Source organism: Kitasatospora sp. NPDC015120 (assembly GCF_043080305.1).
Classification (GTDB): Bacteria; Actinomycetota; Actinomycetes; order Streptomycetales; family Streptomycetaceae; genus Kitasatospora.
In genome coordinates this window covers 685,214-707,450 of sequence record NZ_JBIBVJ010000002.1, presented here as the reverse complement: position 1 = coordinate 707,450, position 22,237 = coordinate 685,214, and the positions used below count along the sequence as shown (strand labels likewise).

The 22,237-nt window shown below is 73.6% G+C and carries 16 protein-coding genes; 1 reads left to right on the top strand and 15 read right to left on the bottom strand.

Annotated elements, in window-relative coordinates:
* Positions 1-55 precede the first annotated feature (55 nt).
* From ACF1AK_RS07910 to ACF1AK_RS07855, 12 genes are all read right to left on the bottom strand, one after another.
* A complete protein-coding gene (locus ACF1AK_RS07910) occupies positions 56-2,794 on the bottom strand; it encodes a hypothetical protein (protein WP_391497855.1) in 2,739 nt (912 codons plus the stop codon).
* A gap of 357 nt (positions 2,795-3,151) precedes the next feature.
* Positions 3,152-3,745 carry a hypothetical protein gene (locus tag ACF1AK_RS07905; RefSeq protein WP_391497854.1) on the bottom strand — a complete coding sequence of 198 codons (594 nt, stop codon included), beginning with the start codon at positions 3,743-3,745 and terminating at the stop codon, positions 3,152-3,154.
* Between the two features lie 191 nt (positions 3,746-3,936).
* On the bottom strand, positions 3,937-5,019 hold the full coding sequence (locus ACF1AK_RS07900; protein ID WP_391497852.1) for a substrate-binding domain-containing protein: 1,083 nt from the start codon (positions 5,017-5,019) through the stop codon (positions 3,937-3,939).
* Positions 5,020-5,396: 377 nt separating this feature from the next.
* A complete protein-coding gene (locus ACF1AK_RS07895; protein WP_391497851.1) occupies positions 5,397-5,804 on the bottom strand; it encodes a hypothetical protein in 408 nt (135 codons plus the stop codon).
* Entirely contained in the window at positions 5,794-6,123 is a 330-nt protein-coding gene (locus tag ACF1AK_RS07890) for a hypothetical protein (RefSeq protein WP_391497850.1), read from the bottom strand. The genes ACF1AK_RS07895 and ACF1AK_RS07890 overlap by 11 nt, the downstream gene beginning before the upstream one ends.
* Before the next feature lie 324 nt (positions 6,124-6,447).
* Positions 6,448-8,256, bottom strand: coding sequence for a GAF domain-containing protein (locus ACF1AK_RS07885; RefSeq protein WP_391497848.1), 1,809 nt, complete (start codon positions 8,254-8,256; stop codon positions 6,448-6,450).
* A 68-nt stretch (positions 8,257-8,324) separates the two neighbouring features.
* Positions 8,325-11,813 (bottom strand): thiol reductant ABC exporter subunit CydD, encoded by a 3,489-nt coding sequence (gene cydD / locus ACF1AK_RS07880; protein ID WP_391497847.1) that lies wholly within the window; start codon positions 11,811-11,813, stop codon positions 8,325-8,327.
* Between the two features lie 4 nt (positions 11,814-11,817).
* Complete coding sequence (gene cydB, locus ACF1AK_RS07875) at positions 11,818-12,843, bottom strand: cytochrome d ubiquinol oxidase subunit II (RefSeq protein WP_391497846.1); 1,026 nt, start codon at positions 12,841-12,843, stop codon at positions 11,818-11,820.
* A gap of 31 nt (positions 12,844-12,874) precedes the next feature.
* Positions 12,875-14,419: a cytochrome ubiquinol oxidase subunit I gene (locus ACF1AK_RS07870; RefSeq protein WP_391497845.1), complete on the bottom strand. Its 1,545-nt coding sequence runs from the start codon at positions 14,417-14,419 to the stop codon at positions 12,875-12,877.
* Positions 14,420-14,757: 338 nt separating this feature from the next.
* Positions 14,758-15,156: a VOC family protein gene (locus ACF1AK_RS07865; RefSeq protein WP_391497844.1), complete on the bottom strand. Its 399-nt coding sequence runs from the start codon at positions 15,154-15,156 to the stop codon at positions 14,758-14,760.
* 168 nt (positions 15,157-15,324) lie between these two features.
* Complete coding sequence (locus ACF1AK_RS07860; protein ID WP_391497843.1) at positions 15,325-16,710, bottom strand: oxygenase MpaB family protein; 1,386 nt, start codon at positions 16,708-16,710, stop codon at positions 15,325-15,327.
* A 97-nt stretch (positions 16,711-16,807) separates the two neighbouring features.
* Positions 16,808-17,689, bottom strand: a complete 882-nt coding sequence (locus ACF1AK_RS07855; RefSeq protein WP_391497842.1) for an aldo/keto reductase — start codon at positions 17,687-17,689, stop codon at positions 16,808-16,810.
* A gap of 57 nt (positions 17,690-17,746) precedes the next feature.
* On the opposite strand from ACF1AK_RS07855, the gene ACF1AK_RS07850 reads away from it, so the two are divergent.
* Positions 17,747-18,427: a DNA-binding response regulator gene (locus ACF1AK_RS07850; protein ID WP_391497841.1), complete on the top strand. Its 681-nt coding sequence runs from the start codon at positions 17,747-17,749 to the stop codon at positions 18,425-18,427.
* 12 nt (positions 18,428-18,439) lie between these two features.
* On the opposite strand, the gene ACF1AK_RS07845 is transcribed toward ACF1AK_RS07850, so the two are convergent.
* The 3 genes from ACF1AK_RS07845 to hisC form a co-directional block, all read right to left on the bottom strand.
* Positions 18,440-19,966: a sensor histidine kinase gene (locus ACF1AK_RS07845; RefSeq protein WP_391497840.1), complete on the bottom strand. Its 1,527-nt coding sequence runs from the start codon at positions 19,964-19,966 to the stop codon at positions 18,440-18,442.
* 10 nt (positions 19,967-19,976) lie between these two features.
* Positions 19,977-20,732, bottom strand: coding sequence for a response regulator transcription factor (locus ACF1AK_RS07840; RefSeq protein WP_391497838.1), 756 nt, complete (start codon positions 20,730-20,732; stop codon positions 19,977-19,979).
* A 324-nt stretch (positions 20,733-21,056) separates the two neighbouring features.
* Positions 21,057-22,127, bottom strand: a complete 1,071-nt coding sequence (gene hisC, locus ACF1AK_RS07835; protein WP_391497837.1) for a histidinol-phosphate transaminase — start codon at positions 22,125-22,127, stop codon at positions 21,057-21,059.
* Positions 22,128-22,237: the final 110 nt, after the last annotated feature.

Sequence of the window (22,237 nt, the reverse complement as noted above, 5' to 3'; positions counted from 1 at the left end):
GGAAGGCACTCGGCGGGGCCGGAACGGCGGCCCCGCCGAGTGGGGACGCGCGCCGTCAGGCGCGCGGTCCCGGACGCAGGCGCGCCCACAGACCGGACGCCCCGGCGGCGATCCGCGCGCCGGCCGGCGTACCGGCCAGGACGAGCGCCAGCGGGCCACCCACCAGGAGGACCGCGCCGGTGATCAGCGCGATCGGCAGCAGCAGCCGCGCACCGCCGGAGCGGTCGGCGGCCGGGGACCCGGCGGCGACCGGGGCGGCCGCGATCGGCCCGGAGGTGGCGGCCGGGGTCGCGGTCGCCTTGGCCGGGGCGGCGGGGGCCGGCGTCGTGCCGGCCGCGGGAGCCGCGGCGGTGCCGCCGGCCGCGGCCGCACCGGTACCGGTGGTGCCGGCGGAGCCGGAGCCCGACGAGCCGGACGAGCCCGAACCGCCGGACCGCGTGCCACCGGTCGACCCGCTGGTACCGGTGGTGCCGGAGCCGGTGGATCCGGAGCCGGAATCGCCGGTGTCGGCCGGGGTCACCGAGCCGTCGGTGCCGGTGGAGCCGGTGGACCCGGTGGACCCGGCGCCGCCGGACGAACCGCCCGAGCCGCCCGGACCGCCGGTGGTACCGCCGTTCGCGCCACCGGTGCTGCCGCCGGTGGTGCCGCCCGTGGTACCGCCGCTCCCGCCGGTGGTGCCGCCGTCGGTCCCGCCGTTGCCGCCACCGGTGGTGCCGCCGTCGGTGCCGCCGTTACCGCCCTCGGGCTCCGGCTGCTCGGGTCCGGTCTGGTTGCCGGGATAGGTGCCGTCCTGCGCCGCGACGTGCGCCACGGCGGACTGCGCCTGCGTGCGCTGGGCGTCCGTCAGCGCGAGGAACCCGGCGGTCAGGTGCCCGGGCTCGTTGCCGTAGCGCTGTCCCTCGGCGGGGTCGGTGACCCGCCGCAGGAAGTCCGAGGCCGCCTTCGCCTTCGCCGCGGAGAGACCGCCGGTCGGCACCATCGCGTACTGCACGACGGCCAGCGGGTACGCCCGGGCGGCCTTCGAGAAGTCCGTGCCCTCCACGCCGTACGGCAGCCGCTGGGTGCCGGAGGCGGCCTCGGTCGGCATGGTGTCGAGAGCCGTCCGGAGGGTGTCCAGGGTCGGCGTCACGAACTGCCCGGCCGGGTTGCGCAGCGCGGCCTCGGACATGCCGTAGGCCTTGGCCTGGCCGCTGTCCATGATCGCGAACAGCCCGCGGCGGCCCGGGTCGACCGGCGGGCAGCTGGGGTGCTTGCCGTCGACGTCGGCGTCCGGGAGCTGGCAGGTGGGCTTGTTCATCAGGAGGTTGCGCGCCACCTGGGCCAGCCCGTTGTTGAGCGGGTTGATCTCGTAGGACTTCCACTGGTTGGGACCGGAGTAGTCCTGGATCCGGATCGCGTTCACCGGGTAACCCGGGAAGGCCGGCTGCCGGTAGAAGGTGTTGAGGTGCATGCCCCACGGGTCCGGCTCGCCGCGCAGGAAGGCCGCGGCCTCCGGGTCGGCGGCGATCCAGGAGGTCAGCTGGTAGATCAGGTCGGTGGTGCCACCGAGCACGATCGGGGCCGAGTCGGCCAGCCAGGACTGGTCGGTGCACTTGGGGAAGCGCTGGCCGCCCGCCGGGTCGAGCTGGTTGATGCCGAGGAAGTCCGGGTCCTCGAAGATGCAGACCGGGTTGCCGGCGACCGAGTCGATCGTGACGCCCTTGGCCATCGCGTAGGACTGGGTCAGCATCTTCGCCAGGAGCCTCGGGGTGAGGTTCAGGTTCTTGATCTGCCCGGAGTTGACGACGTCGTCGACCCGGAAGGCCACCGAGATCGCCGAGGTCGCCAGCGGGGCGTAGACGTACGGCCGGGTGGCCGGTTCGCCCTCCGGCCATGCGGTCAGCGCGACGTCCGGCCCCTTCTTGTCCCGGAAGTTGGCCCGGGCCTGCGGCTCACCGGTGTTCGCGACGTAGTCGACGCCGAGCGGCGCGGATCCCTGGCACAGACCCGCGCGCCACTGCTGCATCGCCCGGTTGGCCATCGCCAGACCGCCCATCGTCAGGTCGATGGCGGTGGCCTCGCAGTCGCCCGCGGTGGGGGCGAACTCCAGCGGGATGACGGTCCGGTTCTCCCAGGCGCAGGCCTCGCCCGGGTTCCAGGTGTCGTTCTCCGCGCCGTTCATCGCGAAGACCGACTCCGACGCCATCGCGAAGAAGCCGCTGATGGCCGGGTTGTCGAGCGAGTGGTCCTTGCAGTTGATCTTGAGGTTCTCGTCGGTCCAGCCGAGCGAGTCACCGCCGTAGTTGGCCTCCACCACCAGCGAACAGGGGTGGTTGGCGTCGCAGTTGAGGCTCTGGCTCTCCTGCGAGGTCCAGACCTCGATGTCCGCCTCGCCGCGGCCGTCCGGACCGGTGACCCGGACCGCGCCGTTGAAGGGGAACTCCGGCGTGATGGTGCCCGGCGGGGGCGCCGGCTGGAGGAAGCCCTTGGACGGGTCCTGGTTGAACTTGGTGCTGCCGTAACAGTCCTGCACGGTGGGGTTCTTGCCCCGACACTGGTAGATCCGGACGGGGTAGAGCTCCTGGCCGGTGGAACTGTTCAGCTTGACGAACTTCACCGGATTGCCGAACGGGTCGACGGTCGGGGTGAAGCCCTCCCAGGAGACGTGGACCACCTCGTTGGTGAGGTTGGTGGTCGAGGAGACCGTGACCTTGCCCTTGGCGCCGTACGTCCCGGACGCCGGGTCCCAGACGGCCGGTCCCTCGACGGTCGTCGCCGTGGCGGCCGCCGCCTGCGAGGTCGTTCCGGCCCCCATCGGGAGGATCGCCGAGACCCCTACGACGACCCAGGCCGTCCCCAGCGCCAGCAGTCCCTTTTTCCACCTCCCCAGGGCTCTCGAACCCGGTGGACGGACTCTCATGACGTGCACCTCCAGGGACGCGCTGCGCGCGTAGACGGGGAACCGGCCGGACCCCGGCGCGAGTGGCCAGATGCCGCCGATGGTCCGTCACCATTCGGCCAGCCGTACATGGACGCCGTGGATCGCCAGGGTGTACGAGGCCACAACACGCCTGCGAACCACCCTTGTTGATCGCACGTCACCGGCCGTTTCCCGGAGCGCGGAACAGCGGGGCCCGGACACCCGGACCCCGCCGCCGTCATCTGGTGCGTGTCAGCTGCCGGCCTTGAAGGTGAAGGAGAGCGAACCCACCGACTGGCCCGCGGTGAAGAAGGTGGTGTTCAGCTTGGTGTCGAGGTACTTCGCACCCTCCTCGTCCACCTGGAGGTCGGAGGCCTGCAGCGACGAGGCGGCGGCGTTGCCGGAGACCGTGGTGTCACCGGCCGGGTCGAGCAGCGCGACCGGGGTGGTGCCGCCCTGCGGGATGCCGGTGATCTGCCAGGTGGTGACGCTGAAGGACAGGTCCTTGAAGACGGCGGACTTGCCGGTGCGCAGGTTGATGAAGAGCAGGCCGCCGCCCAGCTGGACGTCCCCGTAGTACGCCGGGAGGTTGGCGGAGCCGCCGGTCACCGGGAACGACGCGGACAGGCCCGTCGCGCTGTCGTAGGAGCCCGTGGCCGTCGGGAGGGCGAAGACCATGACACCCGCCGAGAGGGAGTTGACGAGGAAGGTGTTGCTCTCGTTCACCACGGCGCTGCCCGTGGCCGGGGTGGCCGCGACGGCGGAGGAGGCCGAGGTGGCCGCGCCCGTGGTGGCGAGTACAACAGCGGTGGCGACGGCGGCGAGACGGGCGCTGGTGCGGGACATGCTGCTCTCCTAGGTGTGCAAGATGGAACGGTCCGGCCATGGGGCCGTGGGGTCGTGCTGTGCGGTGGTGCCTTCACACGGTGGTGCCTTCACACGGTGGTGCGGTGGTGCCGCCGGGCGCCGGGGAGCGGCCCGGCGTGGCCGGCGGCCAGGGGCGGGAGCCCCTGGCCGCCGGGAGTACGGGGGTGCGATCAGCTGGTGGCGTGGGTGGTGCTGCCGCAGGCGCCGGTCGGCAGGGTGCGGAAGCCGTAGCTGGTGATGTCCGCGGCGGCGACGGAGTTCTTGCAGATCCAGCCGTTGGTGCCGAAGATCGCGCGCAGCGCGGTGCCCTGGGTGTCGGTGGCGTTCCAGTTGGCCTCACGGACGACGTTGTAGATCACGCGGCCGAAGGAGGTGTTGGAGAAGGCCAGGGTCAGGACGTGGCTGGTGGGGTCGATCGGGACGACGTTGTCGATCGAGCGGACGGTCAGGGCCCCGGCCTGGTCGCTACCGGCACCGTGGCCGTTGTAGACCTGGCCGATGTAGTGGGCGACGGAGTAGGGGACGATCGCGTCGGCGTCGTTCAGGATCGTGTCGGTGCCCTGGTTCTCCTGGACGGTGGGGTTGGCCGTGACGCAGGCGCCACCGTTGGACAGGCCCAGCGCCTGGAGGAAGAAGGAGCGGGTGCCGGAACCGTTCTGCGGGAGGTAGGCCTTGATGGTGCCGCCCACGCCCGTGTAGCCCGGGATCTGGTTCCAGTTGGTGTAGGTGCAGTTGTAGATGTTGACCAGGTCGGCCTTGCTCAGGTTCGCCGGGGCGTGGCTGCCCGTGGTGGTGGTGGCGTAGCTGACGGCGTCCTTGGCGAAGGCCACGAACAGGTCGGTCAGCGGGTCGCCGGCGGCGCCGCCCGGGACGCTGTTCTTCGGGCCGCGCGAGGAGCGGGCGAAGTCGACCGTGGTCTTGGTGGTGGCGTCCAGCGCCGAGATGCCGGCGGACGAGCCGTTCGGGCGCGCCAGCGAGGTGGCACCGGTCTTGGTGGTGATCGGCGAGGTGCCGGTCGCGTCCCAGCTGTACAGACGCGGCAGGGTGCTGCCGGCACCCAGGAACGCGTTGTAGTCGGTCGAGAACTGGTTCAGGACGGCCTGGGTGGTGTCCGAGCCGACACCCACGATGTCCTGCGCGAGCGGCAGGGTGGGCAGGGTCGACGGGTCGGCGACGGCGGTGCCGCTGGCGACGGTGGCGACCGAGGTGGCGATGGCGGCGGCGGCGAGCAGCTTGGCAGCGGTCTTGCGCATGTTCCTGTTCCTCCGGTGGGAGAGACGTACATCGCTTGCCCGGGTACTGGTCGTCAGTCCCGGGGCCGTGAGCCGCGTCCGCGGCGGCCCGTTCCGGCAGTGCCGATCCTGTCGGTCGGCGCGGTTCCGTCGGAAGGGCGGACGACCGCCGCGGGCAATTGTCGATTTCTCGGTTCGGAGAGGTTTAGCAACAGGTCAGCGTGGCCGTGAAGGGGGGGAAAGCCGCAGGTCAGGGGCCGGTGACGTTCTTCTCCAGGTGGCGACTCGGGGGGTTGCCGGATACCTGCGCTTCACCGGAAGAGGGGGAAGCGGGTGCGCGGCGGGGGCCAACGCGAGAAGCCGCCCGAGGGCGGCTGGGGACGGCGGCGGACGGCCCGTCAGAACGGCCAGGCGTCGTCCCGTCCGGAGCGGCGAAGGTCGTGTCCCAGGCGCTGGAGTCCGGCGAGGAACCCGGTCACACCGGCCTGGCACTGGTCGCGCCGCAGGTACCCGCGGGCGCTGCGGGCCACCGGCCCGGCGGCCTCGGCGGCGCCCGGGCGGGTGGTGCGCACCGGCAGGTACGCCGTCCACACCCACAGCCGGGCCTCGGACTGGCCGACGGTACATCGCAGCGCGGCCCGCTCGATGATCAACTCGCGTACTGCATCGGCGAGTTCCGCCTCGCCGCGGTAGGTCCGCACGCCGACGCCGAGCTGCCGCCCGTTGGCTGCGCGCAGCGCCCAGGAGAGCGAGCGGTCACCCACCGGGACGGTCAGCAGGCGCGGACCGCGCCCGTCAGCGGACATCGGACGTTCTCAACGACGGTCCGCGTTCCGAGAGTTCGGGAAGCTCCAGGGCCGGCTGCTTGGCCAGCAGCACGACGAAGCGCCGGAAGGCGTTCTGACAGGTGGCGTACCGCTCGTAGGCACGGCTGGACCGCACCTCCGGCAGGGTCCGCGACCCGGGGATCACCCAGATCCAGCCGATGCCGTCCCGGACGTGCGTGATCCGGGCGGTGAGCCCGTCCGCGCCGGCCCGTAAGCCGTCGAAGCCGCGCTCCGCCTCCCCGGCCGTCTCGTACGCGGCCGGGGTGACCGCGACGACGCGTCCGTTCGGTGCTTTCAACTGCCATCGGTACCGCCCGTCCGGTGCCCGTTCGGCCCGGAACCCCCCTCGACCTGCCCCTGCTGCGGTGTGACCGCGGCTCGACGCGTCCACTGCTCCCCCACAGTCCGGTTTCTCTCCGAGACGGGAGTAAAGCTATGTGTGCACACGAGAGCGCCGGAAGGCCGCGAAAAGCACAACTTGCTCCGTTGGCCGGGAAGTTCTCTCTCGTTAAACTTTCACCGAGTGCACACCAACCGCGCGCCAACCGAACCCGGCACGGATCCCCGTCGTTTACAGACTGTTCGAAGGGGCCCGACGCGGCCCCACCGGCCGGACGGGTGTTCAGAGCCGGGCCGTCCACCGCACCCGGGTGCCCCTGCCGTGCGGGCCGGGCTCGTGCCAGGCGTCACCGCCCAGCGCCTCGGCCCGCCGGGCGAGGTTCCGCAGGCCGCTGCGCCGGCCGCCCTCGGGGATGCCGACGCCGTCGTCGGTGACGGTCAGCAGGACCCCGGGGCGCCCGCCGCGGTCCAGCGACTCCGGGTCACCGCCGACCGGGCGGCCGCCGTCGTCCAGGTGCACGGTGGCGTCGACCTCGACGCCGACCCGGGAGGCCCGGGCGTGCCGGGCCGTGTTGGAGAGCATCTCCCGCAGGGCGGCCAGCAGTTGACGGCCGGTCTTCTCGCCGACCAGGCTCTCCACCGGGCCGACGAAGGAGACCGAGGGCTTGAAGCCGAGCGCCGCCGCGGCCTGGCTGCACTCGCGCAGCACCCGGGTCCGCAGGGTGTCCGGCTCGTCGCCCTGGTCGTCGTGCTGGAGCGCGTAGATGGTGGTGCGGACCTCCTGGATGGTGGCGTCCAGCTCGTCCACCGCCTCGCCGATGCGGACCCTCACCTCCGGGACGATGGCCCGCCGGGCGGCGCCCTCCAGCATCATCCCGGTGGCGAAGAGCCGCTGGATGACCAGGTCGTGGAGGTCCCGGGCGATCCGGTCGCGGTCCTGGAAGACGGCGAGCCGCTGCTGGTCGCGCTGGCCCTCGGCGAGCCGCAGTGCCAGCGCGGCCTGCGAGGCGAAGGTCTCGGCGAGCTGCTTCTCGGCCTCGGAGAACGGCACGGCGCCGCGCGAGCGCCAGACGCAGAGCCCGCCGAGCACCCGGCCGGCGGCGACCATCGGCACGGCCAGCGAGGGCCCGAAGCTGCGGGCGAGCCGGATCACCACGGTCGGGTCGGTGGACATGTCGTCGAGGTGGACGCTCTCCCCCTTGAGCAGCCGGGAGGCGAAGCTGTCCGGCGGCAGCAGCTCGCCGCGGACGAATTCGGCGGCCTCCCCGGAGGCGTGGGCGACCCGCAGCTGGCCGTCCCCGGTCGGCAGCAGGATCATCCCGAGCGCGGCGTCCGCCAGCTCCCGGACCTGCTCGGCCGCGACGGTGAGGGCGACCTCGGCCTCGTCGGTGGAGAGCAGCGCGGTGGTCACGGCCGCCGCGCCGGCGATCCACCGCTCCCGGCGCCGCCCCTCCTCGTAGAGGCGCGAGTTCTCGATCGCGACCCCGGCCGCGGCGGCCAGCGCGTGCACCACCTGCTCGTCCTCGGGGGTGAAGGCGCCGCCGCCGCGCTTCTCGGTGAGGTAGAGGTTGCCGAACACCTCGTCGCGGATCCGGATCGGCTCGCCGAGGAAGGTCCGCATCCCCGGGTGGTGCGGCGGGAAGCCGTACGAGCGCGGGTCGGCGGTGAGGTCGGTGAGCCGCAACGGCTCGGGCCGGTCGATCAGCGCGCCGAGGATGCCCCGGCCGACCGGCAGCTCGCCGATCTCCCGGACGGTCTCCTCGTCCACGCCGACGTGGATGAAGTCCTGCAGCCCGTGGCCCCCGGGCGCGACCACCCCGAGCGCGGCGTACCGGGCGTCCACCAGTTCGGCGGCGCCGGCGGCGATCCGGTGCAGGGTGGCGTGCAGGTCGAGCCCGGCGCCGACCGACACCACGGCCTCCAGCAGCCGCTGCATCCGGTCGGTGACGGCGGCGGCCGACTGCAGCCGCTCCGACACCTCGGTGACCAGCGTGTCCAGCCCGAGCGAGGAGATCTCGGGCACGCGGTGCGGCGCCTGGTCGGGCTCCGGCTCCGGCGGGGTGAAGTCGGGCAGGTCGGGCGTGGGGTCCATGAGGACGAGCGTAGTTTGTACGCTTTTCAGTGGATGTAGCGACGCGACGGCCCGGCGGCCCCGTCCGGTCAGCCGACCGCGAGCGGCAGCCCGTCGCCCTCCCGCTCGCGCTCCCGCATCGCCCGCAGGCGCCCGCCCGGGAGGGCGAGGAGCTCGGACCAGCGGCCGCGCTCGACGACCCGGCCGGCGTCCAGGACGAGCACCTCGTCGACGGTGGTGTCGTCGAGGCCGGCCAGCCGGTGGGTGATCAGGACGGTGGTGCGGCCGGCGGTGGCGGTGAGCAGGTCGGCGGTGAGGGCGTCGGCGGTGGGCAGGTCGAGGTGCTCGGCGGGCTCGTCCAGGACGAGCACCGGGAAGTCGGCGAGCAGCGCCCGGGCGAGCGCCAGCCGCTGGCGCTGGCCGCCGGAGAGGCGGGCGCCGTGCTCGCCGACCATGGTGTCCAGGCCGTCCGGCAGGGTCTCGGTGAAGTCCAGCAGCCGGGCGGCGGCGAGGGCGGCGCGCAGTTCGTCCTCGTCCGCGTCCGGGCGGGCGAGGCGGAGGTTCTCGCGCAGCGAGCTGTCGAAGACGTGGGCGTCCTGGGCGCAGAGCCCGATCACCCGGCGGACGTCCTCCCCGGCGAGTTCCCGGCTGTCCACGGCCTGCGGGCGGCCGGCGGCGAGCACCACGCTCCCCGCGTCCTGGCCGAGGAAGCGCAGCAGCACCTGGGCGAGGGTGGTCTTGCCGGAGCCGGAGGGGCCGACCACGGCGATCCGCCGGCCGGCGGCGAGGTCGAGGTCGACACCGGACAGCGCGTCGCCCGCCTGGCCGGGGTGGCGGGCGGTCAGCCCGCGCACGGCGATCGGCAGCGGCCGCTCGGGCAGGGCCTTCGGCGCGGCGGGTTCGGCGACGGCGGCGGGCGCGTCCAGCACCTCGTCGAGCCGGGCCGAGGCGGCCAGGCTGCGCCGGCGGGCCTGGACGGCGAGCGGCATGCCGGTGACGGCCTCGAAGGCGGCCAGCGGGGTGAGCACGACCACGGCCAGGCAGACCGGGGCGAGCGCCCCGGACTCGACCCCGCGCAGGCCGACGGCTGCGGCGGCCGCCACGGTGAGGCCGGTGAGCAGGGTGATCAGCCCGGTGCCGAGCGCGGCGGTGGCGGCCGAGCGGGCGGCCAGCCCGGTGAGGGCGGCGTCGGCGGCGCGGACGGCGGCGAGCCGGCCGGGCAGCGCGCCGGCCACGGTGAGTTCGGCCGTCCCGCTGAAGGCGTCCAGCACGGCGGTGGCGAGCCTTCCGCGCGCCGGGGCCTGGCGGCGTTCGGCGGCGGCCGACCAGCGGGCGGCCAGCGCGGGCACCACCAGCCCGGCCAGCAGCAGGCCGAGCCCGAGCACCAGTCCGGCGGCGGGCAGGAAGGCGCCCGTCGCGACGGCGGCGGCCAGCGAGACCACCGCGGCCACGGCGGCCGGCAGCCGCCAGCGCAGGTGGTGGTCCTGGACGGCGTCGACGTCGGCGACCAGCCGGGAGAGCAGGTCACCGCGCCGGAACGCGGGCAGCGCGGCCGGGGCGAGCACGGTGAGCCGGCGGTAGACGGCGGCGCGCAGGGTGCCGAGGGTGCGCAGCACGGCGTCGTGCGAGACCAGCCGCTCGGCGTAGCGGAAGACGCTGCGGCCGATGCCGAAGGCGCGCACCGCGGTGACGGCCATCATCAGGTGGAGGACCGGCGGCATCTCGGAGGCGCGGGAGATGAGGTAGCCGGAGGTGGCCATCAGCGCGACGGCGCAGCCGAGGGCGAGGGAGCCGAGCAGGACGGAGAGGGCGAGCCGGGGCCGGGCCGTCTCCCGGCCGGGCGCCGGACCGTCCTGCGCCGGAGGCGGGGTGGGCCGGCCGCGGTGCGCGGGCACGGGGACGGCCGCGGAAGAGGCCGGGGGAGCGGCCGGGCCGGCCAGCCGGACCCGCCGGTCGGCGGCGGCCAGCAGCGCCGGCCGGTGCGCGACCAGCAGCACGGTGCGCGCCGGGTCGGCGGCCAGCGCCCGGACGGTCTCCACCACGGCCGCCTCGGAGGCGCCGTCCAGGTGGGCGGTGGGCTCGTCCAGCAGCACGAGCGGGCGGTCGTCGGCGAGCAGTACCCGGGCGAGCGCGAGCCGCTGGCGCTGGCCCGCCGAGAGCCCGGCGCCGTCCTCCCCGAGGGGGGCGTCCAGCCGGGTGACGAAGTCCAGGGCGTGGGCGGAGCGCAGGGCCGTCCACAGCTGCTCGTCGGTGGCGTCGGGCCGGTGGAGCCGCAGGTTGTCGGCGACGGTGCCGGCGAACAGGTGCGGGTGCTGGGGCACCCAGGCGATCTGCCGCCGCCAGCTCTCCGGCTCCAGCTCGGCCAGGTCGTACGTCCGCCCGTCGGCGGCGGTGATCCGGACCCGGCCGGCGTCCGGGGCGGTGAGGCCGAGCAGGACGCCGAGCAGGGTGGACTTCCCGGCGCCGGACGGGCCGGTGAGCGCGACGGTCTCGCCCGGGCGCAGCACCAGTGCGGCGTCGTCGAGGGCGGGCGCGGTGCGGCCGGGGAACCGCACGGTGAGGCCGTCGGCCGTGAGGAGGGCCCCGGCGAGGGCGGGCGCGGGCACCGTGCCGGCGGCCGGCAGCGGGGTCTCCAGCACCTCGAAGATCCGGTCCGCTGCGGTCAGGCCCTCGACGCTGGAGTGGTAGAGCGCGCCGACCTGCCGGATCGGGAAGTAGACCTCGGGGGCGAGGATCAGGACCAGCAGCCCGGTCTCCAGGTCGAGACTGCCGTTCACCAGCCGGAAGCCGATCGAGACGGCGACCAGCGCGACCGAGAGGGTGGAGAGCAGCTCCAGGGCGAAGGAGGAGACGAAGGCGATCCGCAGGGTGCGCAGGGTCGCCCTGCGGTAGTCGGCGGTGATCCGGGCGATGGTCCCGGCCTGGGCACGGGCCCGGTTGAAGACCTTGAGCGTGGGCAGCCCGGCGACGACGTCCAGGAAGTGGTGGGAGAGCCGGGAGAGGGTGCTCCACTGGCGGTCCATCCGGGCCTGGGTGGCCATCCCGATCAGCACCATGAACAGCGGGATCAGCGGCAGGGTGGCGGCGATGATCGCGGCCGAGGCGGCGTCGGCGCCGACGATCCGCAGCAGCACGGTGGCCGGGACGACCACGGCGAGCGCCAGCTGCGGCAGGTAGCGGGCGAAGTAGTCGTCGAGCGCGTCGACGCCCCGGGTGGCGAGGGCGGTGAGTTCGCCGGTGCGCCGGCCCGCCGGGTGGGCCGGGCCGAGCGCGGTGGCGTGGTCGAGCAGCCGGCGCCGCAGGGTGGACTTCACCCGGGCGACGGACCGGTGCGCGGTCAGTTCGGTGAGCCAGCCGACCAGCCCGCGTCCGACCGCGGTGAGCACCAGCAGCGCCAGCGGGGCGGTGAGCTCGTCGAGCCCGGTCCGCTGCTGGAAGCCGCGGACCACGAGCTCGGCGATCAGGCCCGCCTGGGCGACCACCAGGGCCGCGTTCGCGGTGCCCAGGAGGACGGTCCCGGCGAGGAAGGCCCGGATGGTGCGGGCGTACCCGAGGAGTCGGGGGTCGACCGGCTTCACGGCGTCAGGCCTTGTCGAGGGCGGCGGCCGGGTCGTGCCCGGGGATGTGCTGGACCCCGATCCGCTTGCGGAACACCCAGTACGTCCAGCCCTGGTAGAGCAGCACGAGCGGGGTGAAGACGACCGCCACGACGGTCATCAGCTTGAGCGTGTAGGCCGAGGAGGCCGCGTTGGTCACGGTCAGGCTCCAGTCCGGGTTCAGCGTGGACGGCATGACGTCGGGGAAGAGCGAGAGGAAGAGCATCGCGACGGCGGCCACGACGGTCGCGCCCGAGAGGACGAACGCCCAGCCCTCGCGGGCCACCTGGTTGGCGGCGAGCGCGCCGGCCAGGGCCAGCACGGCGATCACCAGGGCGGCGAGGCTCCAGCCGTTGCCGTGGTCGGCCTGGGTCCAGACCAGGAAGACCGCGGCGAGCGCCGCCGTCGCCAGTCCGGTCCGCAGGGCACTGGCCCGGGCCCGGTCGCGGATGTCGCCGACCGTCTTGAGCGCGGCGAACACCGAGCCGTGGAAGACGAACAGGAACAGCGTCACCAGGCCGCCGAGCAGCGCGTACGGGTTGAGCAGGTCCCAGACGCTGCCGGTGACGTTCTTCTCGGCGTCGATGTCGACGCCGCGCACGATGTTGGCGAAGGCGACGCCCCAGAGGAAGGACGGGAGCAGCGAGGTCCAGAAGATCGCCTGCTCCCAGTTGCGCTGCCAGCGCGGCTCGGGCCGCTTGGCCCGGTACTCGAAGGCGACGCCGCGCACGATCAGGCAGACCAGGATGACCAGCAGCGGGAGGTAGAAGCCGCTGAACAGGGTGGCGTACCAGTCCGGGAAGGCCGCGAAGGTGGCGCCGCCCGCGGTCAGCAGCCAGACCTCGTTGCCGTCCCAGACCGGGCCGATGGTGTTGATCAGCACCCGCCGCTCGGTGGTGTTCCGGGCCAGCGTCCTGGTCAGGATGCCGATGCCGAAGTCGAAGCCCTCCAGGAAGAAGTAGCCGATCCAGAGAACGGCGATCAGGACGAACCAGACGTCGTGAAGTTCCATGGTGTGTCGGTCCTATCGATCCTCGGGGGCCTCAGTAGGCGAAGGCGAGCGGCTTGTCGGCGTCGTCGTCGGCGGCCGGGCCGCGCAGGGACGGGTCCTTGGCGGGCGGCTGCTCGTCGGTGGCCGGGCCGGCCTTGGCGTACTTCACCAGCAGCTTGACCTCGATGACGGCGAGGACCGCGTACAGCGCGGTGAAGGTGCACAGCGCGCCGATCTGGGTGCCGACGCCCACGTTGGGCGAGACGGCGCTGGCGGTGGTCATCAGCCCGAAGACGGCCCAGGGCTGGCGGCCCATCTCGGTGAAGATCCAGCCGAAGCTGTTGGCGATCAGCGGGAAGCCCATGGTGAGGATGCCGATCCGCCAGCTCCACGCGGTGAGGAGGGGGCCGAGCTCCCGCTTCGGGGTGATCATCAGCTTCGGCACCTCGTCGTCGCCGGTGCGGAACTCCGGGGCCAGGAAGCGCTTCTTGCGGGTGGTCCAGAGTCCGATCAGGCCGGCCACGAAGGAGGTCATCCCGAAGCCGATCATGAGGCGGAAGCCCCAGTAGGTGACGAAGATGCTGGGGATGTAGTCCTTGGGGTCGCCGCCGTACTTGGCGGCCTCGGCGGCGGCGGTGTCGTTGATGCCGGGGACGGCGGAGCTGAAGTCGCTGTTGGCGAGGAAGGAGAGCGCCGCGGGGATCTCCAGCTCGACCGAGTTGCGGCCCTTGCCGACGTCGCCGACCGCGAAGATCGAGAACGGCGCGGGGGCCTTGGTGTCCCAGAGCGCCTCGGCGGCCGCCATCTTCATCGGCTGCTGGCGGAACATGACCTTGGCGAGCTGGTCGCCGCTGAGCGCGGTGCCGAGACCGGCGATCACCGCGAGCACCAGGCCGAGGCGCAGCGAGGTGCGCATCGCGGCGACCCGCTTGGGGTCGGCGCTCTGCGGCTTGCGCTTGGCCTTCCAGAGGTGGAAGGAGGCGATGCCGACCACGAACGCCGCGCCGGTCAGGAAGGCCGCGGTCAGGGTGTGCAGGACGACGGTGACGGTGGTGTCCTGGAACAGCACCCGCGCGATGTCGTTGAGCTGGGCCTTCCCGGTGGCCGGGTCGACCGCGTAGCCGACCGGGTGCTGCATCCAGGAGTTGGCCGCGAGGATGAAGTAGGCGGAGAGCACGGTGCCGAGCGCGACCATCCAGATGCAGGCGCAGTGCAGCTTGCGCGGCAGCTTGTCCCAGCCGAAGATCCACAGGCCGATGAAGGTCGACTCGAAGAAGAAGGCGATCAGCGCCTCCATCGCGAGCGGGGCGCCGAAGACGTCACCGACGAAGCGGGAGTAGTCGGACCAGTTCATGCCGAACTGGAACTCCTGGACGATGCCGGTGACCACGCCCATCGCGATGTTGATCAGGAAGAGCTTCCCCCAGAACTTGGTGGCGTGGAAGTACTTCTCCTTGTTCGTCCGCACCCACGCGGTCTCCAGCCCGGCGACGATCGCGGCGAGGCTGATGGTGAGCGGGACGAAGAGGAAGTGGTAGACGGTGGTGATGCCGAATTGCCATCGCGCGATGGTCTCGTGAGCGATTGCCAGTTCCACGTCGCCCTCTCTCCAACCGACCCTCTGAGGTCACATATCGGACAAACTTCATGTATAGCCGGGGACCGCCGCCCAAGCGCGCACGCTTGCCCGCTTGTGAACGTGAACACGTTCACAAGCACAGTATCCATCACCCTTACGCGGGAGGCGGGGGCGGGGTGGTGTTGGACGCGCGACTGACCAGCGGCGATGCCGTGCGCACAGTCTGTAAGGGCACCCGCCCGGCCACAACGAGCGGCCGGGCGGGTGGGGTGGCGGATCTGGACGATCCGTAGCATTGACAGCCGCCGGATCATCCACGGCGGCCCAGTCGGGACCGCGGGGCGTCGCCGGGGCGGCTACTCCCCCGGCGCCGGGTGGCTGCCGTAGGGGCGGGTGATCAGCTCCATGCCGTGGCCGGCCGGATCGAGGAAGTAGACCCCCCGGCCGCCGTGGTGGTGGTTGATCTCGCCCGGCCGCTTCATCCCGGGATCGGCGAAGTGGTCGACGCCCTGCGCGAGGAGCCGGGCGAAGGCCGCGTCGAACACCTCGTCCGGGACGAGGAAGGCGTAGTGCTGGAGGACGATCGACTCGGCCGGGACCGCGGCGAAGTCGAGGGTGACGCCGTTGTCGGTGGTCACCGGGACGAACGGGCCCCAGGCCGTTCCGACCTCAAGGCCGAGGATCCCCGCCAGGAACTCGGCGGACTCCCGGTTGTCCCGGGCGTGGACGATGGTGTGATTGAACTGCACGGACATGTGCGGAATGCCTCCGTAAGGCACTCACGGGCTACCTCCATGTCTCACCCAGCCGGTGACCGACACGCGATGCCGTGCCCACGATCCTAGGCCCTCGGCCGCGGACCCCACCAGGCGTTCCCCGCACTCCCGCCCCGCGGGCGCGGCGCGGCCCGGCCGGCGGTGCCGTCAGGCGCGGCCGAGGAGCTGGGTGCCGGAGGCGGAGGGGGCGCGGGCGGTGAAGTAGTCGACGAAGCCGCGCAGGAACTCCGCCGCGGTGATCACGCCGTCCCCGTCCGTGTCCAACTGCCGGAAACCGTGCGAGAGTTCGGCCGGATGCACGCGCCGGCCGCCGAACAGCACCCGGTACTCGGCGAAGTCCAGCAGGCCGTCGCCGTCGGTGTCGGCCGCCGCGAACACCGCCCGCAGCGCGGGCAGCAGGCCGCCTTCCAGGTAGGCCGGGTCGCGGTCGCAGCCGGCCAGGGTCGCGGCGACGTACTCGGCCCGGCTGATCCGGCCGTCGCCGTCGGCGTCCATGCCCGCCCGCAGGTGCTCCCACCACGCCTCGAACGCGGCGTACACCCGGGCCTCGCCGTCCTCGGACAGCTCCAGCTGCCAGCAGACGTTGTGCGCCATCGCCTCCAGGTCGCGGGCGGTGAGCCAGCCGTCCCCGGTCTGGTCGAGGACCTCCCGGAAGAACCGGTCCAGCCGGGGCGGCCGGGTGTCCTGGCGCGGCATCCGCCGGGGCCGGGAGGGCGGGCGGACGCCGGGGGCGCGGTAGCGCAGGCGGTCCGGCAGCCGGGTCAGCACCACCCGGGCACCGCGGTGCAGCAGCCGGGACAGCAGCGCCCCGCGCCGGGTGGGGACCAGGCCGAACCGGTCGCGGTAGAGCGCCGGGAGGTCCGCGACGGTCAGCTCGGTGACCACCCGGGCCACCGCCGACCGCAGCAGCCGCCAGCCGGCCGGCCCGAGGAAGCGCAGCCGGCGCGGGCAGGGCGCCTCGTGCAGCATGTCGTACAGCAGGTGCCGCGCCGTCCCGGTGAACTCCAGCCGCTCGGCGGTCGTCCGCCGCAGGTAGCCGGGCAGTTCGGCGGCGCTCGCGGGCAACTCCCCGGCGGGCAGCCCGAACACCGCCGCGATGTCGGCGAACTCCCGGTAGAGAACGTCGAGTTCGTCCGGCGTGTACGGCTCGCCGCTCAGCTCGCGCATGGCGGCGACCGCTTCGAAGAGGGTGAGCAGCACCCAGGCCCGGGTGGCCGGGTCGTGGGCGTCGTACGCCCGGCCGTCCTCGGTGGTGCCGCGGATCCGCCGGTGTGCCCGGTCCAGCCGCTGGATCTCGCGCCAGAGCTGCTCCTGGTCGGACTGGAAGAGCCGCCGCCCGCTGCCGAGGGTGTGCTCGATCCGGCGCCAGGGGTGGCCGCGGTAGGTGGAGTGGGCGTCCATCCCGGCCGCGACCACCGGATGGGACGCCTGGAGCACCAACAGCCGCCAGGCGACGAGGACGATCCGCCACTCCGAGAGATCCCGGCGGAAGGACACCTCGGGACGTGGTGCTGACGCTGCTGACGCTGCCATCCGGGGATCTCCTGGGAGTTGCGGGACCTTCGCGTACGGGCGGGGCCCTTCCCGGCCGTCCGGCGGGGAAACCAGGCGCAGGATTGGTCGGACAGTCCTACTTGGCAGGTGCTGTCAGCTCCGCCAGCTCCGCGAGGTCCGCCGCGTCCAGGCGCAGCGCGGCGGCCGCGACGTTCTCCTCCAGGTGGGCCGGCGAGGAGGTGCCCGGGATGGCGAGGACCGCCGGGGAGAGGGCCAGCAGCCAGGCCACCATCACCTGGGCCCGGGTGGCGCCGTGCCGCTCGGCGACCCGGCGCAGGGCCGGGTGGTCGGGGACGCCGGTGCCGCCCAGCGGGTAGAACGGCACGAAGGCGATGCCCCGTTCGGTGCAGTCGGCCAGCAGCCGCTCACCGGCCTCGTCGTGCTCCAGCACGCTGAACCGGTTCTGCACCGCGGCCACCGGCGCGATCGCCTCCGCCTCGGCGAGCCGGACGGCGTCCACATTGCTGACGCCCAGCTGCCGGATCAGCCCCTCCGCACGCAACTCGGCCAGCGCGGCGAAGGGTTCGGCGATCGAGGACTGGCTGGGCAGCCGGCGCAGGTAGACCAGGTCGAGCCGGTCCACGCCGAGCTCGCGCAGATTGCGGTGGACCGCCGCGCGCAGCGCGTCCCGGTCGGCCGGGTCCAGCCAGCGGCCCTCCGGGTCGCGGCCGGGGCCGACCTTGGTGGCGATCACCAGGTCGTCCCGGTAGGGGTGCAGTGCCTGCCGGATCAGGCCGTTGGCGGAGACGTCGCGGAAGAAGTAGAACCAGGCGGTGTCGATGTGGTCGATGCCCAGCTCCGCCGCCCTACGCAGCACCCGCAGGCTCTGCGCGGGGTCGCAGGCGGGGCCCTCCCAGTCGCGGGAGGGCAGTTTCATCGCGCCGAAGCCCATCCGGGAGACCGGCAGGGCGCCGCCGAGGAGGAAGGTGCCGGCCGCTGGTGCCTGAGGAGTCGTCATGGCCTCCACCCTCGCCCGGGCTCGCCGGACCGCCGGCCGATCTGGCAGTTTGCTGCCATGAGCACCGATCGGATCATCACCCTGCACGGCGAGGACGAGCTCGTCCAGCGGGCCGGCCACCTCTTCCTGGCCTCGCGCGAGGAGTTCCTGGTCGCCGCCGCCGACCTGATGACCTGGTCGGCGGGCGTCAACGCGGCCTTCCGCGAGGGGAAGCGGCCGCGCGTCGTCCCCGGCCTGACCATGCGCAAGCTGTACAGCCGGCGCGCCCTGGCCGACCCGGAGTCGCTCCGGCGGCTGCGGCGGATCGCCGCGAGCGGCATCGAGGTCCGGATCTCCGACGGGCCGATCGCCCGGGAGGCCATCGTCATCGACCGCCGCACCGCGATCCTGGCCGGCGCCCCGGTGCGCGGCGTCCGCGCCTACACCGTGGTGCACACCCCGGAGGTCGTCGAGGGCGTCCGCTCGCTGTTCCGGGCCACCTGGGAGGGCGCCACCGGCCTCGCCGACTGCGCCGCGCCGCCGCCCGCGCTGACCGACCGGGCCCGCGCCATCCTGCGCACCCTCGCCGCCGGCCACACCGACGAAGCCGGCGCCCGCCTGCTCGGCGTCTCCCTGCGCACCTACCGCCGCCGGGTCGCCGAGCTCATGGCCGCCCTCGGCGCCGGCTCCCGCTTCCAGGCCGGCCTGCTCGCCCGGGGCCTGCTGGACGGGGAGGCCGGCCCGGACGGCCCCCGGTGATCCTCCGGGGCCTCAGCGCTGGTGCGGGAGCTCCAGGCGGAAGGTGGCGCCGTTGCCGGGGGCGGTGTGCAGGGTGAGGGCGCCGCCGTGGGCGTGGGTGAGGGCGGTGGCGATGGCGAGGCCCAGGCCGGCGCCGCCGCGCCGGTCGTTGCGGCTGCGGGAGCCGTCCACCCGGTAGAAGCGGTGGAAGACCAGCGCGGCCTGGTCGGCGGTGAGGCCGGGGCCCGCGTCCGCGACCTCCAGCAGGCAGAGGCCGTCGTCGGTGCCCACGCCGATCCGCACCGGAGTGCCGGGCGGGGTGTGCTTGACGGCGTTGCCGACCAGGTTGGTGACCACCTGGCGCAGCCGGGCCTCGTCGCCGAGGACCGGCGCGGGCCCGGGCGGGCCGCTGCCGGCCGGGCCGGTGAGCGCGACCGGGCGGCTCGGGTCGAGCGCGGTGAGGTCGTGCAGGGCGTCGGCGGCGAGCGTGCGCAGGTCCATCGGGGCGAGGTCGAGCGGGCGCTCCTCGTCCAGCCGGGCGAGCACCAGCAGGTCCTCGACCAGGGCGCCCATCCGCACCGCCTCGTTCTCGATCCGGCCCATGGTGCGCCGCACGTCGGCCTCGGTGGGCAGGGCGCCCATCCGGTACAGCTCGGCGAAGCCGCGGATGCCGGCCAGCGGGGTGCGCAGCTCGTGCGAGGCGTCCGCGACGAACCGCCGCATCCGGGCCTCGGACTCCGCGCGGGCGGCGAACGCCGACTCGATCTGCGCCAGCATGCCGTTCAGCGCGACGGAGAGCCGGCCGACCTCGGTGTGCGCCGGGAGGGCGGGCATCCGGTGGGAGAGGTCGCCGTCGGCGATCCGCTGGGCGCCCTCCTCGATCCGGCGCAGCGGCCGCAGCCCCGTCCGCACCGCGAAGAAGCCGAGCGCGGCGATCAGCAGCAGGACGGCGCCGCCGATGCCGAGGAAGGCGGTGCGCAGCCGGGCCACGGTGCCGTCGATGTCCTCCCGGGAGACGGCGACCATCACGTACGCGGAGCTGGGCGCCGGTGCGGCGAAGGGGCTGACCGGGGTGCTCTGCCGCTGGACCGGCAGCACCAGGGCCCGCCAGCGGTTGCGGCCGCCGCGCTGGTCGGGCAGGTCGAACGGGGTGTCGGGGTCGAGCCTGGCGGGGTCGAAGCCGGCCGGCTGCGGCGCCGGGTCGTTCTCGGAGACCGGCTGGCGCACCACGAACTGCACCTTGCCGTCGGCGGACAGGTACTGCACCAGGTACTGGCTGGGCAGGGTGGCCAGGTACTGGGTGGAGGTGCGCTTGCCGCCGGCCGCCGGCACCTGCTGCTTGGCGTCCGGCCAGCTGAGCCGGGACGGCGCCCGGCGGGCGAGCGGATCGGCGTAGCGTTCCAGCTGCTCGTCGAGCCGCTGCAGCAGCTGGTGGCGGACGCTGCCGAGCACGACGGTGTCGCTGACCACCAGCCCGGTGGTGACCAGCACGAGCACCAGCACCAGCAGCCGGGCGCGCAGGGACAGCCGGCCGAGCCGGCGGGACGGGGCGACGATCACTCCGTGGTGCTCAGCCCTGCGGCGGGCGGCGCAGGGCGTAGCCGATGCCGCGCACGGTGTGGATGAGCTTGGGCCCGTGCGCCGGTCCGGAGTCGAGCTTGCGGCGCAGGTAGGAGATGTAGGACTCGACGATGGAGAGGTCGCCGCCGAAGTCGTACGCCCAGACGTGGTCGAGGATCTGCGCCTTGGAGACCACCCGGCCGACGTTGGCCATCAGGTAGTGCAGCAGCTTGAACTCGGTCGGGGAGAGCGCGACGACGCTGCCGCCGCGGGTGACCTCGTGGGCTATCGGGTCGAGGAGCAGGTCGGCGACGATCAGCCGGCCGTCCTCGGCCGGTCCGCCGGAGCGGCGCAGGATGGCGCGGATCCGGGCGATCAGCTCCTCCAGGCTGAACGGCTTGGTCACGTAGTCGTCGGCGCCCGCGGCGAGGCCCTGGACCTTGTCGCCCACGCCGTCCTTCGCGGTGAGGAAGAGCACCGGCAGGTGGTCGCCGGGGTGGCCGTGGGCGGGACCGGCGATCAGGCCGCGGCTGGTCTGCTCGCGCAGCCGCTCGACGAGGGTGAAGCCGTCCAGGTCGGGCAGCATCACGTCGAGGACGACCAGGTCGGGGCGGTCGGCGGCGATCAGCCGCAGCGCCTCGGCGCCCGTCCCGGCGGAGGCGACCCGGAAGCCCGAGAAGCGGAGCGAGGCGGACAGCAGTTCGCGGATGTTCGGTTCGTCGTCGACGACGAGGAGGTAGGCCTCCCCAGGGCCGCCGCTGTTCACCGCCGAGGTTCCTGGTGTCGACACAGTGCCTTGCACGGGGGTTCCGCCTCCCGGTCGGACGATGGCGTTCAGCTTGAGGCTAGCCCGGGGAGGCTATGGGCCATCGATGAATGTTGGATTAACACCTTATCGGGCGGTTTTGTACGGACGGACCGGCGGGGCGGGCCTCGATGGTGTGCGTACGGCTCGGGCCGCGGCCCCGCGCGGGCGTCCCGGGGCGGCCCGGGGCGGCCGCCGGCCGGGGCCCGGACGCCCCCGCGAACGCCGCGGCGGAGCGGGCGGCCCCCACCGGGCCTCCCGCTCCGCCGCGCACCGCGGACGGGGCTACAGCTCCTTGCGGAACGCCTCCGCCACCGCGAGGAAGATCGAGTTGCCCTCGACCTCGCCGATCGAGATCCGCACGCCCTCCGGGAACGGCCGGACGATCACGCCGGCCTCGGCGCACGCCGCCGCGAACTCCTGCGAGCGCTCGCCGAGTTCCAGCCAGACGAAGTTGGCCTGCGAGTCCGGGATCTCCCAGCCCTGGGCGCGCAGCCCGGCGACGACCCGGTTCCGCTCCTCGACCAGCGCGTCCACCCGGACCATCAGGGCGTCCTCGGCGCGCAGCGAGGCGACGGCGGCGTCCTGGGCGAGCTGGGTGACGCCGAACGGCACCGCGGTCTTGCGCAGGGCGGCCGCCACCGGCTCGTGCGCGATCGCGAAGCCGACCCGCATCCCGGCCAGGCCGTAGGCCTTGGAGAAGGTGCGCAGCACGCAGACGTTCGGGCGGTCGCGGTAGAGGTCGATGCCGTTGGGCACCTCGGGGTCGCGGATGAACTCGATGTACGCCTCGTCGACGACGATCAGCACGTCGGCCGGGACGGCGTCCAGGAAGCGCTCCAGCTCGGCGCGGTGGATCACGTTGCCGGTGGGGTTGTTGGGGTTGCAGACGAAGATCAGCCGGGTCCGCTCGGTGACCGCGGCGAGCATCGCGTCCAGGTCGTGGTCACCGCCGGCGGTGAGCGGGACCGGGACCGGGGTCGCACCGGCGACCTGGGTGATGATCGGGTAGGCCTCGAAGGAGCGCCAGGCGAAGATCACCTCGTCGCCGGGGCCGGCGGTGGCCAGGATCAGCGACTGGGCGACGCCGACCGAGCCGGTGCCGGTGGCGATGTGCTCGGCCGGCACGTCGAAGCGCTCGGCGAGCACGGCGGTCAGCTCGGTGACGGCCATGTCCGGGTAGCGGTTGAGCTTGCCGGCCGCCGCCACCGCCGCCTCCAGCACGCCGGGGAGCGGCTCGTAGGGGTTCTCGTTGGACGACAGCTTGTACGCGTCGGCGCCGGCGGGCTTGCCCGGCTTGTAGGTGGGAATGCCGTCCAGGGTCGGCCTGAGGCGAGGGCCCTGTGCTGCGGTCACGGTCGGTCTCCTTCTGTCTTTCCGCTGCGTTCGCCCGCCACGGCCGGGATCGCCGCCGTGCCCGGGATCGGAACGCATCCGGTCCACCCCGGTCGGGTGCCCCGAACGAT